Genomic DNA, 16,751 nt, shown 5'->3' with positions numbered 1-16,751 from the left:
GGGATGACGTTTTTTTGCGTTAAATTATGGGTGTTTCACATTCTGTTTTTGAAACGTGTTTTGGGGAGCAGAGACTTGCACGTAATTAACTTATGGTACAAATCCAAGTTCGGGATTTCCACCATAAGTTAATTACGCTCCAGTCTCTAATCGCTCCCCGCCACACTCTTATTCTCCACTCTCTAACCGCTTGTTTTCACACTCTATTTTACCCAATACGCACTCTTATAATCTTCGACTACGCCACTAATATTATGAAGGACGCCGTTTAATTTCGAGTTCGTCAAAAAACTGTCAGCTTGCTGATACAAGGGAGTGACACCCTGCTGTTCAGTTAGGCGTTTCTCCGCACTGAGCATTTGTTGCCACCGTAACTGATAATCAGTACTCTGATTATTATTAATGGTCGTCACCAGTCGATCATAGGTTTCATCGTGCCAGTGACCATAATTATGGCGACTATTACTTGTCATCACTTGTAAGAATGAAAGCGGATCGGGATAGTCAGCACCCCAACCAGTGAGCAGCAGGTCAAATTTGCCGTTAATGACACGACTATTTAAATGGGTTGAATCCAGTGGAATGGTGTGAACGGAAAGCCCCGGTAAGTTGCGCTCTAGCTGCGCCTTAAGGTTATCAGCAACTCGGACACTGACCGCATCGTCTGCAGTGATAAGCTTCAACGTGGCTGTATTGATATGCAGTTGTTCTTTAGCGGTTGCCCATTCACGAGTCGCCGCATTGTTATTGCCCTTGACGTATGAGGATGCCTCCTGTTGATTAGCAAAGTCAGAATGGTTGAGATTATTTTTACTGAGACCAGCAGTCACAAATCCCTTTGGCGGCAGAGAAGCGTTTTGCAATGCTTGGTTAATCAGTTTACGACGATTAATTGCGTGCGAAATTGCCACTCGTGCGTTACGATTATTAATGAGTTTTTTATTGGTAGCGTTGCTTGTGTTAAAATTATAAGCGACTATGCGCATTAATGAGAAGGGCCGGACAACGTAGTCCGGGTTATTTTTATTCTCAGGAATCTGCTTGCCAATTAACTGAATTTCGGCAACCTTGCCGCTGTGGTAATCTTTTAGGTCTTGAGCAGGAGATTTGGAAGTAACGATGGTTAAACGTTTGAGATAAACGTGTGATTTATCCCAGTAATACGGATTAGGTACCAGTGTTCGGGAAGCACTATTGGCATGCCATTTAACCAGTTTGAAGGGGCCACTGTAGATTTGTCGGTTTGCGCTGGCGCCGTATTGAGTCCCATAGCGTTGTACAGTGGCGCGGCTTTGAGGCGCAAACAGTGGGTAAGCTAAGAGACTTTCAAAGTAGACCATGGGGTGATTTAACTTCACCTGGAGTTCGTGGTTTGAGAGGGCTTTGACGCCTAAACGGCTTGTTGGTAGCTCGCCTTTTCTGATTTTATCCGCGTTTTTGATCCCGTCAAATAAATTAGCGTTAACAGACTTAGTTTGCGGGTTAACACTTCGTTGCCATGAATAGACAAAATCAGTGGCAGTAATTGGCTGACCGTTGCTCCAACGTGCGTTATTGCGCAGCTTGAAAGTGTACGTTTTGGCATCTTTACTAATTCGGTAGCTTTGAGCTAAGCCGTTGTTAACCCGGCCGTTATTGCCCAATCGAAATAGGCCTTCCGTTGAACTGCGTAATTTATTGAAACTGTTAACCTTTGAAATATCCACGGTGTTTAAACGTGTTTGCTCAACGACGGTAACGTTTTGATTACGTGACATGACCCCTTTATTGTCAGAAGTCTGTTTTGAATTAGACAGACTTTGCTGACAGCCACTTAAAAAAAGTGTTGCCAGCAAAACGCTGATTAGTTTGAATGTTGTTTTCATGGCTGTACCCTCTCAATCCCAATAGCTCTATTTTGATAATAATGAAGCAGTTTCATAACGTCAAGTGACATAAATATTTACGAGGTGAACCATATTGATAGAAGGGCAACAACTTTCGGCAGGTCAGTTCGCTCAGCTCATGAGAATTGATCGCCACGTTCTTAACCGTTTTGATGAGTTAGGCTTATTCCAGCCAGTTAGTCGGGATAAGAATGGGCGGCGGGCATATGATCTGAGTCAGGTAAATCAATGGTTGTCGCTGCAAGCTACGGTTAAACTGGAAAATGATTTGAACAAAACAAAAGCCACACTGCATGAAAATGGGCATGACCACATTGCCATGCTGAAGTATCAGCAGCAACTGGTCGAAAAACAATTAAACCAGTTAAGTATGGCACAACAGCAGATTTCTCAGGAAATAACGAATCAGGAAACCGCCCGCCAGGCTATGCCAGAAGCAGCCACGGTGGTAAATCGCTCACCAGTTAGTTTACTGACCACTACTTTTCCAGAAGAGGTACAGGTCACAGGGGAACAAGTTCAAGCGCAAATTAAGCACGTGCTTTCCGTGATGGATATGGCACCGGTTAATTTAGCAGTTGGGCGGATGCATTCACAGCATGCTATTGAGGCAGGGCGAGCGGAATTAGTAACAGCGCTGTATACACCCTTAGCACCCAGCAGTAAAATTAAGGCCGATGCAACCCAGTTAGGTGGCCGCGCAGTACTTGCTTACCACCATTTAGACACCCCATTGATTGATGGCTTTAACCATCTGCGTGAATATGCCGCACAACACCAACTTGTCTTAGGGGCCACTTATTATGAAGAACCAGTCGTAGGTAACTGGCAGACGGATGATCCGTCCAAGCAGGTTGTACGACTATTAGCTGAAGTAAAGGAGTGATTAAGGTGATTGACTGGTCAGAAAGTAAGATTCGCTCCTTTCGAAAAACACTGTTAGATTGGTATGATGCTCATGGCCGCGACTTACCTTGGCGTCGGGACCACGATCCGTATCATGTCTGGGTTTCCGAAATTATGCTTCAGCAGACGCAAGTAAATACGGTGATACCATACTACGAACGTTTTATGGCGGCATTTCCAACCGTAACGGCTTTAGCAAATGCGCCTGAAGCTAAGCTGATGAAGGCGTGGGAAGGTCTTGGTTACTATTCCCGAGCCCGTAATTTACAAAAAGCAGCTAAGCAAATCGTCAATGAGCGTGGTGGTCAGTGGCCGCAAACTGCTGAGAGCCTGCAAGAGCTAGCGGGAATCGGTCCGTATACTGCGGGTGCTATTGCCAGCATTGCGTTTAACGAACCCGTTCCTGCTGTGGATGGCAATGCCTTCCGGGTGTTCGCTCGTTTACTGGAAATTGATCTGGATATCGCTAAGCCACAAACACGGCCAGTTTTTGAGCAGGTGATTGGTCGCATTATGTCGCCTGATCGTCCCGGTGATTTCAATCAGGCGGTGATGGACCTTGGCGCCAGTTACATGTCTGCTAAGAATCCTGATTCGGCACATTCGCCAGTGAAGGCTTTTAATCAGGCGTATTTGGACGGCGTTGAGATGCAGTATCCGGTGAAATCAAAGAAGCCTAAACCGGTTAAAGTGGTCTATTATGGGTTAGTCATTCGCCATGACAATCAATTTTTGATGCAGAAACGGCCCAGTGATGGGCTATTAGCTAATTTCTGGACCTTTCCCTTAATCGCGGAAGACGATGTTTTAGCGATGAGCGAAACGCCGGAATTGGTGACGGATGAAGAACGATTAACCTTGCTTGAGAAGTTAGTGCAGCAGGAGTTTGGGCTAACTGTTCACGTGATACCCATGGATGGCAAGCCGGTTATGCACACCTTTACCCACCGGCAGTGGTTCATCACGTTGCTAAGTGCTGAAGTTAAACCAGAAACAGACCTAAGCTTTTTTCCGGGTAAATGGTTGTCCAGTGACCAACTTAAACAAATAGCCCTGCCAAAAGTTCAGGAAAAATTACTGACGCGTGTACGTCAGGTTCAATAAATAGATTCAAATTAAGATTTAATTATAGAAAGAAAGTGATGCTCTTGGATGAGAAGTTACATAAATCAGATCAACCAGTTGATCAAATGGGGCGACCGTATAATCGGATCATATTAGTGTTTACGATGCTTGTGGGGACCTTTTGCACCTTTTTGACTTCAACCATGCTGACCACTGCTTTACCAACATTGATGAAATCGTTTAGCATTTCGGCCAATACCGTTCAATGGTTGACAACTGGGTTCATGTTGATGATGGGGATCATTATTCCCATTACTGGTTTTTTCCTTCAGCGATTTGATTCGCGGAAGTTATACTTATCCGCAATTTTGATTTTTGGTATTGGTACGCTGCTGTGCCTTTTTGCCACAAGTTTTTGGATGATTCTTGCTGGCCGTTTGATTCAAGGTGCTGGTGTGGGGATCACCGCGCCAGTTTACCAAACTATCATGACCTCTATTTTTCCACCGTCGAAACGTGGTGCGGCTATGGGAACTGCCGGGATGGTGGTTGGTTTAGCGCCAGCGATTGGACCGACACTTTCTGGCTGGATGCTGATGCACTATTCTTGGCGGATGCTGTTTTTATTCATTTTGCCTATTTTAGTGCTGGTTCTCATCATGGGCTGGTTTACCCTGCGCAAGGTATTGCCAACCAAGAAAGCACCTATTGACTGGCTGTCAGTTTTGCTTTCTGTCATTGGCTTTGGCTCCATGCTGTTTGCCTTTTCATCAGTGGGAAACTACCAGTGGACAAGCCCGGTGGTTTACGTCACGCTGATAGTTGGCTTGATCGTTGTTGGGCTGTTTATTTGGCGGTCGGTTAAGATTAAGAATCCGCTGCTGCAGCTTAAAGTTTTTACTCACCGCGAGTTTTCACTTTCGGCTGCGTTAGTAGCCGTATCATTTATGGCGATGAATGGGTTTACCTTGATTCTGCCGATGTATTTGCAAACCATTCGCGGTGAAACTCCGTTGGCTTCGGGGCTGACTTTATTGCCAGGTGCGATTGTGATTGGGTTGATGAACCCCATCACCGGTCGAATCTTTGATCGGTTAGGTGCTCGCAATATGGCCATTTCAGGAATGCTATTGCTGACGTTGGCGACGGGCTCGTTTATTCCAATCACCGCAACCACGCCCGTGATCGATATCGTGTGTCTGTATACCGTTCGGATGATGGGGATTTCTATGGTCATGATGCCCGTTACCACCACTGGGATGAACGCTTTACCGCTTAACTTGATCAGTGATGGTACCGTTGTGAATAACACTGCACGACAAGTTTTTGCTTCAATGGGGACTGCCGTACTGGTTTCGGTAATGTCGAATGTGACCATGAATCACATGCCAAATCATGCCGTTGCCAAGGCAACACCGATTTTATTTAAACAATTAGCCTTGCATGCTAACGTTGTCGGTTTTCGGTATGCATTTGGAATTGCCACCACGTTTGCACTGATTGGTCTCGTCATGACCTTCTTCTTGAAACGAAATAAGGAGGTGGCTTAAGATGATCGCAATATTATTATTTGCTGGTGTGCTGCTTTTTGCTGGCAGTATGATTTTTATGACTGGCGGTACTAAGAAGACAGTTTGGGTGATTATTGGCCTGGTTTTAACCGTGGGCAGTATTTTGCTGATGATTCTCAATTTCAATCAGTATTTAGGTATGAAAAAAGTGACGGTTAGTCATGAATATCCGCTTACCTCTAGTTTAGCCACCAAAAAACGGGTGTTGCTTTATCGCCAGATTGGGACAAAGAACGAACGGGTGTATTTGTATAAGAATAATCCGCTGGAACACAAATTAGAACACACTGATCCTACTCAGGGACCGGTTGAAATTACCCAAAACGCTAAGCGCAATCAGCTAAAAGTGACCAAAACATATCGGGTCTACCGAAATGAAGAACTGCGGTTGCTATTTAGTGTTGGCGTGAAAAATCATGACTATGCGGGAACCCAATGGCACTTTAGTCTGAAACCAGGTTGGCACCTGGTACGAATGAGTTAAACTGAATCGCTTTCACAGCATGGGAACATCGTGTATAATGAGCACAATGTCATTAATTAATTGGGGGAGCCGTTATGAATAACGTTTTTGATGTCTTAAAAATGATTACGATCAATCATCAAGGAGTTGATGGCGCACAACTTGTTGTTACCGATTTGGAAGGCAAACCCAATAGTCTGCTGACCGACCTGCTACGAGATACAGTGGGCAATATGCGTTTATTTATCGATATGGAGAATGTTGACTCTCCAGATGATGTTTTAGCTGAATTAGGAGATACGACACCACTTCCTGACGACGTACTGGATGAGTACGCCAAGATTCTTAAAGAACGTGTATCAGGGCTAAATTTTGCGCCTCAAAAAGATACTATTGAGTTGTTGATTAGATAATTAAAAACTAAAGTTATAATAACCAAATAGATATCATTTAAGAGGTTATTTAACTTTGGAAAAAGGGTTAGAAACGTTTGATATCAAGCGTGTTATGCTGCAGGTGGTAATTCAAAAACCTAAAATTAAATTCATTTTTTTCGGAGTTTATAGTTGCACTTTTTCGAATTACCTGTTATTGTATTGTTAATGTATTTATGCTTCGGAATTAAGGTACAACGTTCTTTTTAGAATGGCTCCTTATTCAAAAGTTTCAAATGCAAAATTTATTTGCGCATAGCGCATGGAGGTTTCATTCTAATGGAACAAGGTACTGTTAAATGGTTCAACGCTGACAAAGGTTACGGTTTTATCACTCTTGAAAACGGCTCAGATGTATTCGTACATTTCTCAGCTATCAATGCTGACGGCTTCAAGACTCTTGAAGAAGGCCAAAAGGTAACTTTGGACGTTGAAGACGGCGACCGCGGCCCACAAGCTGCTAACGTTACTGTTGCTTAATTCTTAATTAAGCCCAACGAAACCACCAATCATTTTGATTGGTGGTTTTTTGTGCCATCAGACAAATTTAACTAACAGTATTCCTTCAAAATGTCGTACACTAAAATTGAAAGCGCATTCAATATTATGAAAAGGGGTGTCTGACATGAAAGTGGCAGAAGTTAAGCAGATAACCAACATTGGCGCTGGTACAATGGGACACGCAATTGCATTACAATTTGCCATGCATGGTTACACGGTTCGTGTGCTGGATAATAGTCAAGGAGCGCTAGAGCAAGGATTGACCAGAATTAAAGCGGATATGAAGACTTTTGCAACTGCCGGGATTTTAAAAGAGTCTCCAGAACAAGTACTCAAAAGATTAACTTTTACTACCAGCTATGAACAAGCATTAACTGACGCGGACTTTGTTATTGAGTCTGTAGTGGAAGATATGGCCGTTAAAAAAGTGGTTTGGCGGGAAGCTGAAAAATTTGTTTCTGATCAGACTATTTTGGCAACGAATACGTCAGGTTTAAGCCCCACTGAAATGCAGAGTGTCTTAAAAGTACCCGAACGGTTTGTGGTCGCTCATTTTTGGAACCCAGCTCAGTTAATGCCGCTAGTTGAAGTCGTACCAGGGAAAGCAACCACTCAAAGTGTTGTTGATGAAACCGTTCAGCTAATGAATTTGATTGATAAACATGCGGTGGGCTTGACTAAAGAATCTCTCGGATTTGTAGGAAATCGGATTCAGTTAGCTGTTTTGCGCGAGGCGTTTCATATTATTGACGAAGGCATTGCTACTCCCGAAGCTGTCGATGACATTATTAAGTACAGTTTGGGACGACGGTGGAGTTTAGTTGGTCCAATTGCCAGTGCCGATTTAGGTGGCCTAGATGTGTTCAAAAACATCAGTAGTTATCTGTATGATGACTTATCGGCGCAAAAGGGAACTGATCCTGTTTTAAAAGATAAAGTTGATAACAACCAGTTAGGTTTAAAGACTGGTAAAGGATTCTTTGACTGGAATGGCGAAGATGGCAAGCAAATGGTTCAGGACCGTGATACTAAATTATTGGATTTGTTAAAGCATGATCTTAGGGAGACCGACGAAGCAGGTAACGGATTTTAAATCTTTACGTAACCGATACACAAATAACATCCGTTCATTACAGACAAACGGTAAACTTAAAGCGAATAGTAAGGGTATAGCTACCAATGGCGCTTTTAAATCCCGTTGCTATTCCCAGTAGTTCGGTCACTACTGTGCTCTCCCTATAAAACATTGCACAAAACGGTTTTGAGAAAGCCTACTCTCAAAACCGTTTTGTAGTCACCACGATAGAAAACGATGATGGTAAGCTTTATGGTCACCAGAAAAATAATTGGTGTGATAAGATGGGCTTAATTAGAATCATCATGATGGTGTACAAGGGGGCGTTATTATCAAAACTTTAGTGGTAGTGGGACATCCGCAAATTGAGGATTCCAGTACGCAGCAATTCTTAAAGGAAGCGGCTGATCTATCGGAAGTAACTTGGCATCCGGTGAGTACCTTCGATGTCGAGGTGGCAAAAGAACAAGCACTGATTGAACAAACAGATCGATTAGTGCTACAGTTCCCGCTTTATTGGTACTCAGCGCCAGCCGTTTTAAAAAATTGGTTGGATCAAGTGCTGACACGGCACTTTGCTTATCCAGATGCTATGGGCAGTCTGGTTGGCAAAGAATTAGGGATTGCCGTCAGTTTAGGTTCGCCAGCTAAAAGTTTTGCTGCCGGGGCCAAAGAGAGCTTCAGCCTTTCCCAAATTATGATTCCGTTTCAAGCGTTAGCAAATAAGTTACAGATGACTTTCTTACCAACCTTTGTGATCGATCAATTTGGCTATCAGTCTGAAGAAATGAAAGCTAAATTACTGATTGATTATCAGCGCTATCTGACTCAGCCACGGTTGGGACACTTTGATGATCAAACAACTTGGCTGATAGACGAGTTGAAGGCACTTATCGTCACCGTTCCGGAAGAAAAAAGGCAGCGGTTGACGCTGATTTTAGAGCAAATCAAAAATAATCAAGCCACACTAGAAGATCTGCAGATGAATCTCAAAATGATTCAGGATATGGAGGAGTAGTTGATGGCAGAACAAACATGGGCGACACAACAACTTTTACAATTAGCAGCACAAACACCACAGTTTAAAGAACGGGCATTGTACTTAGCGCTTGCTGAATTAAACGAGGAACAACAGCGACGCATTAAGCTGGCGCAAGGAGAATTAGACGGACGAACCTGGAATCCATCGCGCTGGTAATCTGAGAAATTTCCCTGTTTAATTAATTAGGTTTAGAATGAGACTTAATATAGTTTTTAGAAACGGGATGGTCACTTTGCTATTGGGATATGGGTTTTTATTTGCAGCGATTATATTTGAAATTATCAGCAGCTCGTTATTGAAGGAGTCAGATGGTTTTCATCGTCTGATACCCACCATTTGCCTAGTGATTGGGTATACGATTACACTGTTTCTTTTTTCCAAGTCGCTTCGCTGGATGGATCTGGGGGTAGCCTATGCGCTGTGGGGCGCCATTGGTACGCTGTTTACAACAATCATTGGTATCATCTTCTTCAAAGAACGACTCAACCGCTCTAAGGTGGTCGGTGTTGCGTGCATTATTATTGGCACGGTGATGTTGAATATATTGTGAGGTGATTGCGGATGTTTAAGTATTATGCAGCGTTAGGTCTTTCGATAGTGACGGAGATTGTAGGGACGATGTCGTTAAAGTTATCAAAGGAGTTTACTCAAGTCTCCTGGACTTTGTTAAGCATCGCCGTCTTTTTAATCATGCTCTACAGTCTATCGTATGCCATGCGGGTGGTACCCTTGAGTGTGGCGTACGGACTTTGGTCAGGCGCTGGCACGGTATTAACCGCAGCTCTGGATGTCACCGTGTTTCACGTGTCGTTTTCAATCGGTGAAATTCTTGGATTAGTGCTGATTGTGGTTGGTATCGTGTCGTTAAACTGGTCTGGTGAAGCAGAAGAGGAAATTGATTATGAGTCATTGCAAGTGGAAGACAAGATGAATATTAAGGGCTAAGTGTGATGCAACTCGGTAGATTCCAGAATATAACACCCAAAAGCGTCGTCCCGATGATTGTCGAGACGGCGCTTTTGGGTGTTATATGGCCGGAATCTGAGTTGTAGAACAGGTTAAGGCTATATCCAAGTAGTAAGCTAAAGTAAATTTCACGATGCGTTTCGGTTAAAAAACAAACTGATATAGATTCATGTTGCGGACTTTTTACTGGGAACTTGTATGACATACTCATTTCGCAGTTCCCTGCGCATCTTCATTGAACTGGTTCACGTCAGTAGTGTAGCCAACGACCGAGATTAAGTCGTTGAGCCTTAACTGATCGTTAGCATCTGGCGAGAGGTTAACTTTACCCTCTGTCTTGATGGCAATTACGTTAATATGATATTTGTTCCGAACAGCTAACTCGTTTAAAGATTTACCCACGAAGTTTGGATTATCGACCTTTACTTCAGCCATGGTGACCTGGTCGTTGAGCATCAGGTAGTTAACGATGTTTGGCTGTAAACGATGGAAGACGATTCGGCGGGCCATGTCGCGCTCTGGTCGTACGATTTGGTCGGCGCCAATTTTTTCAAGTACTCGGGCGTGGCTTTCGTTTTCGGCTTTGCAAATCACGTCCTTCGCACCCAGTTCTTTAGTTAGTAAAGTAGCCATGATGCTGGCTTGAATATTTTGACCGATTGAGATGAAAACGTGGTCGAAGCTTCCCAGTTCAAGTTCTTTCATAGTGTCTTCATCTTGGGCATCGGCAATTACAGCCCGCGTGACGATGTTTGTAAATTCGTTGACTTTTTCTTCATCAATATCGATGGCCAGGACTTCTTGATTGGCATCTACTAGGGATTGGCAAATGGCACTGCCAAACTGGCCCAAGCCAATCACAGCGTAATTTTCACGCTTTTGTTTAACCAATTAGAACACTCTCCTCCGGGTAACGGTAGTTTGGTTGCTTACGGTTTGCGTTTAAGATTGAGAACATCACGGTGTAAATGCCAACACGGCCAATAAACATTAAAAACATGATGATCAGTTTACCAAGCACGTTTAAGTGGGGTGTTAGCCCCAGTGAAATTCCCGTTGTTCCAAACGCTGCCAGAACTTCAAAAGTAACGGTTTGCAGACCATCATTTTTAGGAATCGGCTGGGTCGCGCATAGAACCAAAGTTGCTACGGCTAAAATGGTCAGTGCAACGAAAATTAGGGTTAGGGCGCGGAAGACATTTTCTTGAGTAAAACGGCGGTGACCAAAAGTAGCATCCCGTTTTCCTCGCAGGGTGGCGATACTTTGTAGGGTAAGCAGTCCAATCGTTGTGGTTTTAACGCCACCAGCAGTTGATCCAGGGGTTCCACCGATGAACATCAATAACATGGTAAACGCAATACTCGCAATGGATAATTGCTGATATGGTAATGTCACTAACCCAGCAGTCCGCGGTGTGATCGCCATAAATACGGTGTTCACTAGTCGGTTGCTATAAGAAACGCGCGGACTTAGAATTGCTAAATTATTTTCGCTGAGCAGATAAACCACGATTGAGAGTAAAACCAGCACGGTACCAGTTCCCAAGGCTAGTTTGGTGTGCAGTGACAAGTGATGCCGTTTAGGGAAAAGCAGTAGATCTTGCCAGACTAGGAAACCGAAAGAACCGGCAATGATCAGAATAGACATGACGCTCAATACATAAGGATCGTTAGCAAAGCCTTCCAAGCTATTACCGAATAGATCAAATCCAGCGTTACAGAAGGCAGAAACAGCGTGAAACACACTAAACCACAGCCCCTTGACTAAACCGTACCGCGGGTAGAAATCGATCATTAATAATCCGGCACCTGCCAGTTGGATGATGAACGACAACAGTAAAATTAATTTAATGACGTTAAGCTGAGATAAGTTATCTAAGTTGAGCGATTCTTGGGCCAAGAGGCGGGTTGACAGCTTCATTTGCCGCCGCATAAACAAGAATAGCATGACGGTGAACGTCATGAAGCCAAGACCACCGATTTCCATGAGAAACAAGATGACTGTTTGACCAAAAACAGTCCAGTGAAAAGCGGTGCTGACCAAGGTTAGTCCTGTAACACAGGTGGCACTGGTTGCGGTAAAAAAAGCATCCAGTACGGAGGTGCTGTGAGCGCCACGAGTTGCAATCGGCAGACTGAGGAGAACGGTGCCAATTAGAATGATGATTAGAAAACCAAGTGTCAGTGCTTTGGGGAGCGAAAGATGCTGACGTTTAGGGATTGACATAGCCCTCCCTCCTTTAAGTTTTATTAATTCAACTATAGCGAAAATTCCAACAGTTTAAAAGCAATATGGCACCGAATTCATTGCCAATAACGTGAGACCAAAAATAGATTGAGATGAATTGAACGAGACGTCAATTAATTGGTAAGTCCAGTGGTATAATTTAGTGAAAAGGATTAACTAAATCGTTGGAGGTTGTGAAAAGATGCTGATACAACAAGTGTCAATTGAAAATAGCGATACCTTAAAAGATGTTCGAATCGAAGATGGCAAGTTTGTTGAAATTGCTGATCACATTGCACCAAAAGATAGTGAAGGCCTGATTGATGGTCGCGGTAAGTTATTGCTGCCACCATTCGTTGATCCTCATGTTCATTTGGATTCAACTTTAACAGCGGGGGATCCCGAATGGAACCAATCGGGAACACTGTTTGATGGGATTCGTATTTGGTCGGCCAGAAAACAAAAGTTGACGATTGAAGACGTCAAGACGCGGGCAATCCAGACGTTGAAGAAACAGGCAAGTCATGGAACGCAGTTTGTTCGGTCACACGTTGACGTAACGGATCCTAATCTGACAGCTTTAAAAGCACTGCTTGAGGTTCGTGAAGAAGTGAAAGATTTCATCGAACTGCAACTTGTTGCCTTTCCTCAAGAAGGGATTCTTTCTTTCCCACATGGTAAAGAGTTAATGACCAAAGCCGCTGAGATGGGCGTTGATGTCATCGGTGGTATCCCACACTTTGAGTTTAACCGTGAATACGGTGTGCAGTCCTTGCACTTTGTCAGTGATTTGGCTGAAAAGTACGATAAACTGATTGATGTCCATTGCGATGAAATTGATGATCCAGCTGCTCGAGGACTTGAAACCTTGGCGACCCTGGCTTATGAGACTGGTATGCGTGATCAAGTAACAGCTAGTCATACCACTGCGCTGGGTTCGTATAATGATGCTTACGCTTATAAGCTATTCCGCTTACTGAAAATGTCTGGTATCAACATGATTGCTAATCCACTGGTTAACACTTTCCTTGGTGGTCGGTTTGATACTTATCCAAAGCGTCGGGGAATGACTCGGGTCAAAGAGCTGACTGAAGATGGCATTAACGTTGCCTTTGGCGAGGATGATATTAAGGATCCCTGGTACCCAATGGGTGACGGTAACATGATGGATCCGTTGCACCTTGGACTTCATGTGGCACAGACTATGGGTTATGATCAAATCATGAACTCATATCAATATGTGACTCAAAACGGTGCCCGTGCGATGCACGTTCTAGATCACTATGGTATTGAAGTTGGCAAGCAAGCTAACTGCATTATTTTAAACAGGGATAACTTCTATGATGCTCTGAACGAACGGGCAGAAGTACTGTATGCGATTCATCATGGGGTTGTGACCGTAAAGACCCGGCCTCAAGAAGTAAAGACCTACTTTGGTCAAAGTGATATTACTAAGTAATTAAACCCTGCTTTTGAGAAAAGTCAGCTAGGGCACAAAAAATCCCTTAAGACAGTAACGATTTGGTAACTGTCTTAAGGGATTTTCGTAACTGATCAATCGTGTCGGAACTCTAACAAACAGTCAGAATTAATCAGCTATGCGTGTTTTTTAGGCTTGTGAGCGCGAGATTCTGAGGCCTTTTTCTTGGCCACTGCTTCTTTATGCAGGGAACGTAGTTGATCTTTGTAACTTTCAATTTCCTCTGCGTGGTTTTCAAGCCATTCTTTAAAGGAAAATTGACTATCGGTATCGCCCGGTTTGAGACCAGTTTGAAGCCAGAATAGAGCTTGGGTTAAACTTGAAAAGTTACGCATCCAAAGTGTTTGACCATTTTCAGAATCAAAGGCCACGTAGGATTTGTAGTGTCTCTTTAAAAAGGTATGCTTGCGAATTTTGAACGCTTCCCGTTTACGTGTTAGCCGATAATCTGGTAGGATGTATTGGCCAGTTAGTGTCAGCTTGGGAAAAAATTCGTTGGCTTGACTGTGTTGCTCTTTCAACAAGGCGTGTGCTTGATCGATGTTGATGAGCTGCGCGTGAATTTCAGACATCAGAGTTCCTCCTCTTGAACAACTGGGTATATGGTATAAGTTCGGGTACGAACGTTAATTTACTTGATAAACTACTTACACTAATAACTTTAGCATAATTTTCACAGAATTAGTATGATTCGCTACCGTAAAATTGGTCTTGTAATAAGAATTTACTAAACTTTAACAACACTTAAATTAATAAGAGGTGATTATTTTGGGTAAATATTATGCAGTCAGAAAGGGTCAGCATCCTGGTATTTATACCAGTTGGCCGGAAGCTCAAAAAGAAGTATCAGGGTTCTCAGGCGCCGAATTTAAGGGCTTTACTACCGAAGCGGAAGCTAGAGAGTTTATGGGTGAAAAACCGGTTGCTCATACAGCTAGTGGTGACCTGATTATTGGCTATACGGATGGTGGTACTCGGAATTCCGGCAATGTGAAGGGGGGCCACGTTAAAACAACAGATCCAGCGGCTTGGGCGTATCGATTAGAATTACCTGATAAAGTACTGAGTGATTCTGCTGGTGAGTGGGGGGCTACCAATAACCGAATGGAAATCATGGCGTTTATTAAAGCGCTAGAAGCATTGATTGCAGAGCATCAACAAAACACAGACATCACGCTGGTTCTAGATTCAAAATACGTTTTGGACGCAATTAACAAGGGCTGGTTAAAGGGCTGGCAGCGACGGGGTTGGCGACGTTCCGGCGGTGAATTAATGAACGTTGAGCTTTGGCAGCAAGTCAGTCGCCTTTTACCTCAGTTCCCAAATCTCTCATTAGTCTGGACTAAAGGCCACGCTGATAATCAGGGTAATATTTTTGTGGATTCACTATTGAATAAAACCATGGACGCGATGGTTAAGGCTGGTCGGCCGATTGGAAAACCCGCACACGTCAATAGCAAGTCCAAAGCGGTAAGCGATTCTCATTCAGCTAAGCCAGAGAAACCAACTCATGCTAAACAGACTCCTGAACAGCAGAAGAAAGTGGATCAGTCAGTTTCTGACATTCAAAAAGCACTGGAACAGTTGGATTTATTCAAAAACCCGTAGTCCAGCGCTCGTATCAAATTGGCAATTCTATTTTTCTTTATGGGTGACTTTCCTAAATCGTCGTTCCACTTCTTTGCTCCAGAAACCACCAGACATTTGGGTGGGTTCATTGACCATCACGAAGGCTTCAGGTGCCAGCTCATGAATGAGTTCCATTAGACGGCGGTCAGCTTTTCTAGGTGCCAAGATGTTTAAAATCAGGCGCGAGCCATCGCGACCGTAACCCCAAGTTTCCGTGACCCCGTAACCATTGTTGCGCAGGTCTTCTGGAAGCTTTTTGTTTTGCTGATATTTTGGGTCATCATTATCGATTTTAACGGTAACTTGGAAGTTGACGTAACCCAATGCCACGTGGTCTTCGATGATGATGCCAAGGTAAATTCCCAATCCAAAACCAACGGTATAAGCGATGACGTTAACAGGTGAATTAATGTTTTTTAATGCAATTGCCAACGCAATCACGTATACGAATTCCTCAAGGACGGCCAACAGTGGTGCCCATAAGCGTTGGCGCCGGACCACTAGCATTGTTCGAAATGTATTTAATGTAATATAACAAGCATTTAGAAGGAAAATAGTCAGTGCAAGTTTCAAATAAATCGCCTCTTCTTTCATTTTTGCTACCACTACAGTTTAGTGCAAATAGCAGATGATGAAAGCAATTTAGCTCGAGTTTGTGACATGTGATATGCTTATTGACAAAGGAGTGTTCAATTTATGACGACAGAGCGTGAAAAGATGACGGCTGGGGAACCCTATAATCAGTTTGACCCAGAACTGATCAACCGTCGCGTATATATGAGACAGCAACTAGAAGAGATTAATCATATTACGGATAATGACAACCGAAATAACCGGTTTAAAGCATTGCTGGCAGACGTTGGCGATGATTTCTTTGTGGAATCATCGTTCAAGTTTGACTATGGTTTTAACATTCATATCGGTGATCATTTTTATGGTAACTATGATATGACCTTCTTAGATACCTGCCCAATTACCATTGGTGAACACTGTTATTTTGGCCCTAACATTGGCCTTTATACACCAGTTCATCCACTGGACCCTGTACAGCGGAATGCGGATGTTGAGTTGGGGGCACCAATTACCATTGGCGATAATGCCTGGTTAGGTGGCCGGGTAACGATTTTACCTGGTGTGACTCTGGGTAACAATGTGGTTGTGGGTGCCGGCTCGGTAGTCACGAAGTCATTTGGCGATAATGTTGTTATAGCAGGCAATCCGGCGCGAGTTATCAAAACTATAAAATAGCTATATTTTCTTATATTTGCTGCACATTTTACTTATTCTTTCAAACGTGTATAATGAAAATGTAAATTCATTCGGGTTACATTTGGAAGTGGCAATTTGTTGCAGAGAAAGCTGTTGCAGATGGTCTTAGACCGATCTCGACAGCTTTTTTGTGTTTTGTACTTTGCTGACCCTTATGAAAATACGTCGGGTGTTTACAGAGTTGAAAGGTAACAATTTCATCTGTGGTTTCAAGTATATCTTAGCTAATAAAAAGTC

Annotated in this window: 19 protein-coding genes; 14 read left to right on the top strand and 5 right to left on the bottom strand. The window is 43.4% G+C overall.

All coding sequences use genetic code 11. The features are described 5' to 3' along the window. Positions 1 to 203: 203 nt before the first annotated feature. Positions 204 to 1,865 (bottom strand): peptide ABC transporter substrate-binding protein, encoded by a 1,662-nt coding sequence (locus tag AC6H04_RS09895; protein WP_497571507.1) that lies wholly within the window; start codon positions 1,863 to 1,865, stop codon positions 204 to 206. Between the two features lie 94 nt (positions 1,866 to 1,959). Between AC6H04_RS09895 and AC6H04_RS09890 the strand changes: the two genes are divergently transcribed. From AC6H04_RS09890 to AC6H04_RS09840, 11 genes are all read left to right on the top strand, one after another. Continuing rightward, positions 1,960 to 2,772 carry a MerR family transcriptional regulator gene (locus tag AC6H04_RS09890; protein WP_497571506.1) on the top strand — a complete coding sequence of 271 codons (813 nt, stop codon included), beginning with the start codon at positions 1,960 to 1,962 and terminating at the stop codon, positions 2,770 to 2,772. Positions 2,773 to 2,777: 5 nt separating this feature from the next. After that, complete coding sequence (gene mutY, locus AC6H04_RS09885) at positions 2,778 to 3,896, top strand: A/G-specific adenine glycosylase (RefSeq protein WP_497571505.1); 1,119 nt, start codon at positions 2,778 to 2,780, stop codon at positions 3,894 to 3,896. A gap of 86 nt (positions 3,897 to 3,982) precedes the next feature. After that, positions 3,983 to 5,407 (top strand): MDR family MFS transporter, encoded by a 1,425-nt coding sequence (locus tag AC6H04_RS09880; RefSeq protein ID WP_497571510.1) that lies wholly within the window; start codon positions 3,983 to 3,985, stop codon positions 5,405 to 5,407. A gap of 1 nt (position 5,408) precedes the next feature. Beyond that, positions 5,409 to 5,912, top strand: a complete 504-nt coding sequence (locus AC6H04_RS09875) for a DUF4811 domain-containing protein (RefSeq protein WP_497571504.1) — start codon at positions 5,409 to 5,411, stop codon at positions 5,910 to 5,912. Positions 5,913 to 5,986: 74 nt separating this feature from the next. Beyond that, on the top strand, positions 5,987 to 6,304 hold the full coding sequence (locus AC6H04_RS09870) for a hypothetical protein (RefSeq protein WP_497571503.1): 318 nt from the start codon (positions 5,987 to 5,989) through the stop codon (positions 6,302 to 6,304). Between the two features lie 300 nt (positions 6,305 to 6,604). Next, positions 6,605 to 6,805 (top strand): cold-shock protein, encoded by a 201-nt coding sequence (locus AC6H04_RS09865; RefSeq protein WP_054736490.1) that lies wholly within the window; start codon positions 6,605 to 6,607, stop codon positions 6,803 to 6,805. Between the two features lie 145 nt (positions 6,806 to 6,950). Continuing rightward, entirely contained in the window at positions 6,951 to 7,919 is a 969-nt protein-coding gene (locus tag AC6H04_RS09860) for a 3-hydroxyacyl-CoA dehydrogenase family protein (RefSeq protein ID WP_497571502.1), read from the top strand. Positions 7,920 to 8,244: 325 nt separating this feature from the next. Next, on the top strand, positions 8,245 to 8,919 hold the full coding sequence (locus AC6H04_RS09855; protein WP_497571501.1) for an NAD(P)H-dependent oxidoreductase: 675 nt from the start codon (positions 8,245 to 8,247) through the stop codon (positions 8,917 to 8,919). A gap of 3 nt (positions 8,920 to 8,922) precedes the next feature. Beyond that, positions 8,923 to 9,099, top strand: a complete 177-nt coding sequence (locus tag AC6H04_RS09850; protein ID WP_497571500.1) for a hypothetical protein — start codon at positions 8,923 to 8,925, stop codon at positions 9,097 to 9,099. 82 nt (positions 9,100 to 9,181) lie between these two features. Further along, positions 9,182 to 9,493, top strand: a complete 312-nt coding sequence (locus tag AC6H04_RS09845) for a DMT family transporter (protein ID WP_497571499.1) — start codon at positions 9,182 to 9,184, stop codon at positions 9,491 to 9,493. Positions 9,494 to 9,504: 11 nt separating this feature from the next. Further along, a complete protein-coding gene (locus AC6H04_RS09840; RefSeq protein ID WP_497571498.1) occupies positions 9,505 to 9,888 on the top strand; it encodes a DMT family transporter in 384 nt (127 codons plus the stop codon). A gap of 228 nt (positions 9,889 to 10,116) precedes the next feature. Here AC6H04_RS09840 and AC6H04_RS09835 read toward each other — a convergent pair whose 3' ends face one another. Continuing rightward, positions 10,117 to 10,800 (bottom strand): potassium channel family protein, encoded by a 684-nt coding sequence (locus tag AC6H04_RS09835; RefSeq protein WP_497571497.1) that lies wholly within the window; start codon positions 10,798 to 10,800, stop codon positions 10,117 to 10,119. Next, a complete protein-coding gene (locus AC6H04_RS09830; protein ID WP_497571496.1) occupies positions 10,793 to 12,136 on the bottom strand; it encodes a TrkH family potassium uptake protein in 1,344 nt (447 codons plus the stop codon). The genes AC6H04_RS09835 and AC6H04_RS09830 overlap by 8 nt, the downstream gene beginning before the upstream one ends. Positions 12,137 to 12,338: 202 nt before the next feature. On the opposite strand from AC6H04_RS09830, the gene codA reads away from it, so the two are divergent. Then, positions 12,339 to 13,595, top strand: a complete 1,257-nt coding sequence (codA, locus tag AC6H04_RS09825; RefSeq protein ID WP_497571495.1) for a cytosine deaminase — start codon at positions 12,339 to 12,341, stop codon at positions 13,593 to 13,595. Positions 13,596 to 13,732: 137 nt separating this feature from the next. On the opposite strand, the gene AC6H04_RS09820 is transcribed toward codA, so the two are convergent. After that, positions 13,733 to 14,188, bottom strand: a complete 456-nt coding sequence (locus tag AC6H04_RS09820) for a hypothetical protein (protein WP_497571494.1) — start codon at positions 14,186 to 14,188, stop codon at positions 13,733 to 13,735. 193 nt (positions 14,189 to 14,381) lie between these two features. On the opposite strand from AC6H04_RS09820, the gene AC6H04_RS09815 reads away from it, so the two are divergent. Beyond that, positions 14,382 to 15,224, top strand: coding sequence for a ribonuclease H family protein (locus AC6H04_RS09815; RefSeq protein WP_497571509.1), 843 nt, complete (start codon positions 14,382 to 14,384; stop codon positions 15,222 to 15,224). Positions 15,225 to 15,251: 27 nt separating this feature from the next. On the opposite strand, the gene AC6H04_RS09810 is transcribed toward AC6H04_RS09815, so the two are convergent. Next, positions 15,252 to 15,818 (bottom strand): DUF2179 domain-containing protein, encoded by a 567-nt coding sequence (locus AC6H04_RS09810; protein WP_497571493.1) that lies wholly within the window; start codon positions 15,816 to 15,818, stop codon positions 15,252 to 15,254. 123 nt (positions 15,819 to 15,941) lie between these two features. On the opposite strand from AC6H04_RS09810, the gene AC6H04_RS09805 reads away from it, so the two are divergent. Further along, a complete protein-coding gene (locus AC6H04_RS09805; RefSeq protein ID WP_497571492.1) occupies positions 15,942 to 16,493 on the top strand; it encodes a sugar O-acetyltransferase in 552 nt (183 codons plus the stop codon). The last annotated feature ends 258 nt before the right edge of the window (positions 16,494 to 16,751 follow it).

It is taken from the genome of Secundilactobacillus sp. MJ173 (assembly GCF_059704265.1).
The sequence above is the reverse complement of the archived record's forward strand: the minus strand, read 5'-3'. Positions and strand labels throughout refer to the sequence as shown.

Coding starts and splice junctions, on each gene's coding strand:
- AC6H04_RS09860 (WP_497571502.1), top strand. CDS start 6,951: ATGAAAGTGGCAGAAGTTAAGCAGATAACCAACATTGGCGCTGGTACA.
- AC6H04_RS09830 (WP_497571496.1), bottom strand. CDS start 12,136: ATGTCAATCCCTAAACGTCAGCATCTTTCGCTCCCCAAAGCACTGACA.
- AC6H04_RS09880 (WP_497571510.1), top strand. CDS start 3,983: ATGGGGCGACCGTATAATCGGATCATATTAGTGTTTACGATGCTTGTG.
- AC6H04_RS09865 (WP_054736490.1), top strand. CDS start 6,605: ATGGAACAAGGTACTGTTAAATGGTTCAACGCTGACAAAGGTTACGGT.
- AC6H04_RS09850 (WP_497571500.1), top strand. CDS start 8,923: ATGGCAGAACAAACATGGGCGACACAACAACTTTTACAATTAGCAGCA.
- AC6H04_RS09840 (WP_497571498.1), top strand. CDS start 9,505: ATGTTTAAGTATTATGCAGCGTTAGGTCTTTCGATAGTGACGGAGATT.
- AC6H04_RS09875 (WP_497571504.1), top strand. CDS start 5,409: ATGATCGCAATATTATTATTTGCTGGTGTGCTGCTTTTTGCTGGCAGT.
- AC6H04_RS09805 (WP_497571492.1), top strand. CDS start 15,942: ATGACGACAGAGCGTGAAAAGATGACGGCTGGGGAACCCTATAATCAG.
- codA (WP_497571495.1), top strand. CDS start 12,339: ATGCTGATACAACAAGTGTCAATTGAAAATAGCGATACCTTAAAAGAT.
- AC6H04_RS09895 (WP_497571507.1), bottom strand. CDS start 1,865: ATGAAAACAACATTCAAACTAATCAGCGTTTTGCTGGCAACACTTTTT.
- AC6H04_RS09820 (WP_497571494.1), bottom strand. CDS start 14,188: ATGTCTGAAATTCACGCGCAGCTCATCAACATCGATCAAGCACACGCC.
- AC6H04_RS09870 (WP_497571503.1), top strand. CDS start 5,987: ATGAATAACGTTTTTGATGTCTTAAAAATGATTACGATCAATCATCAA.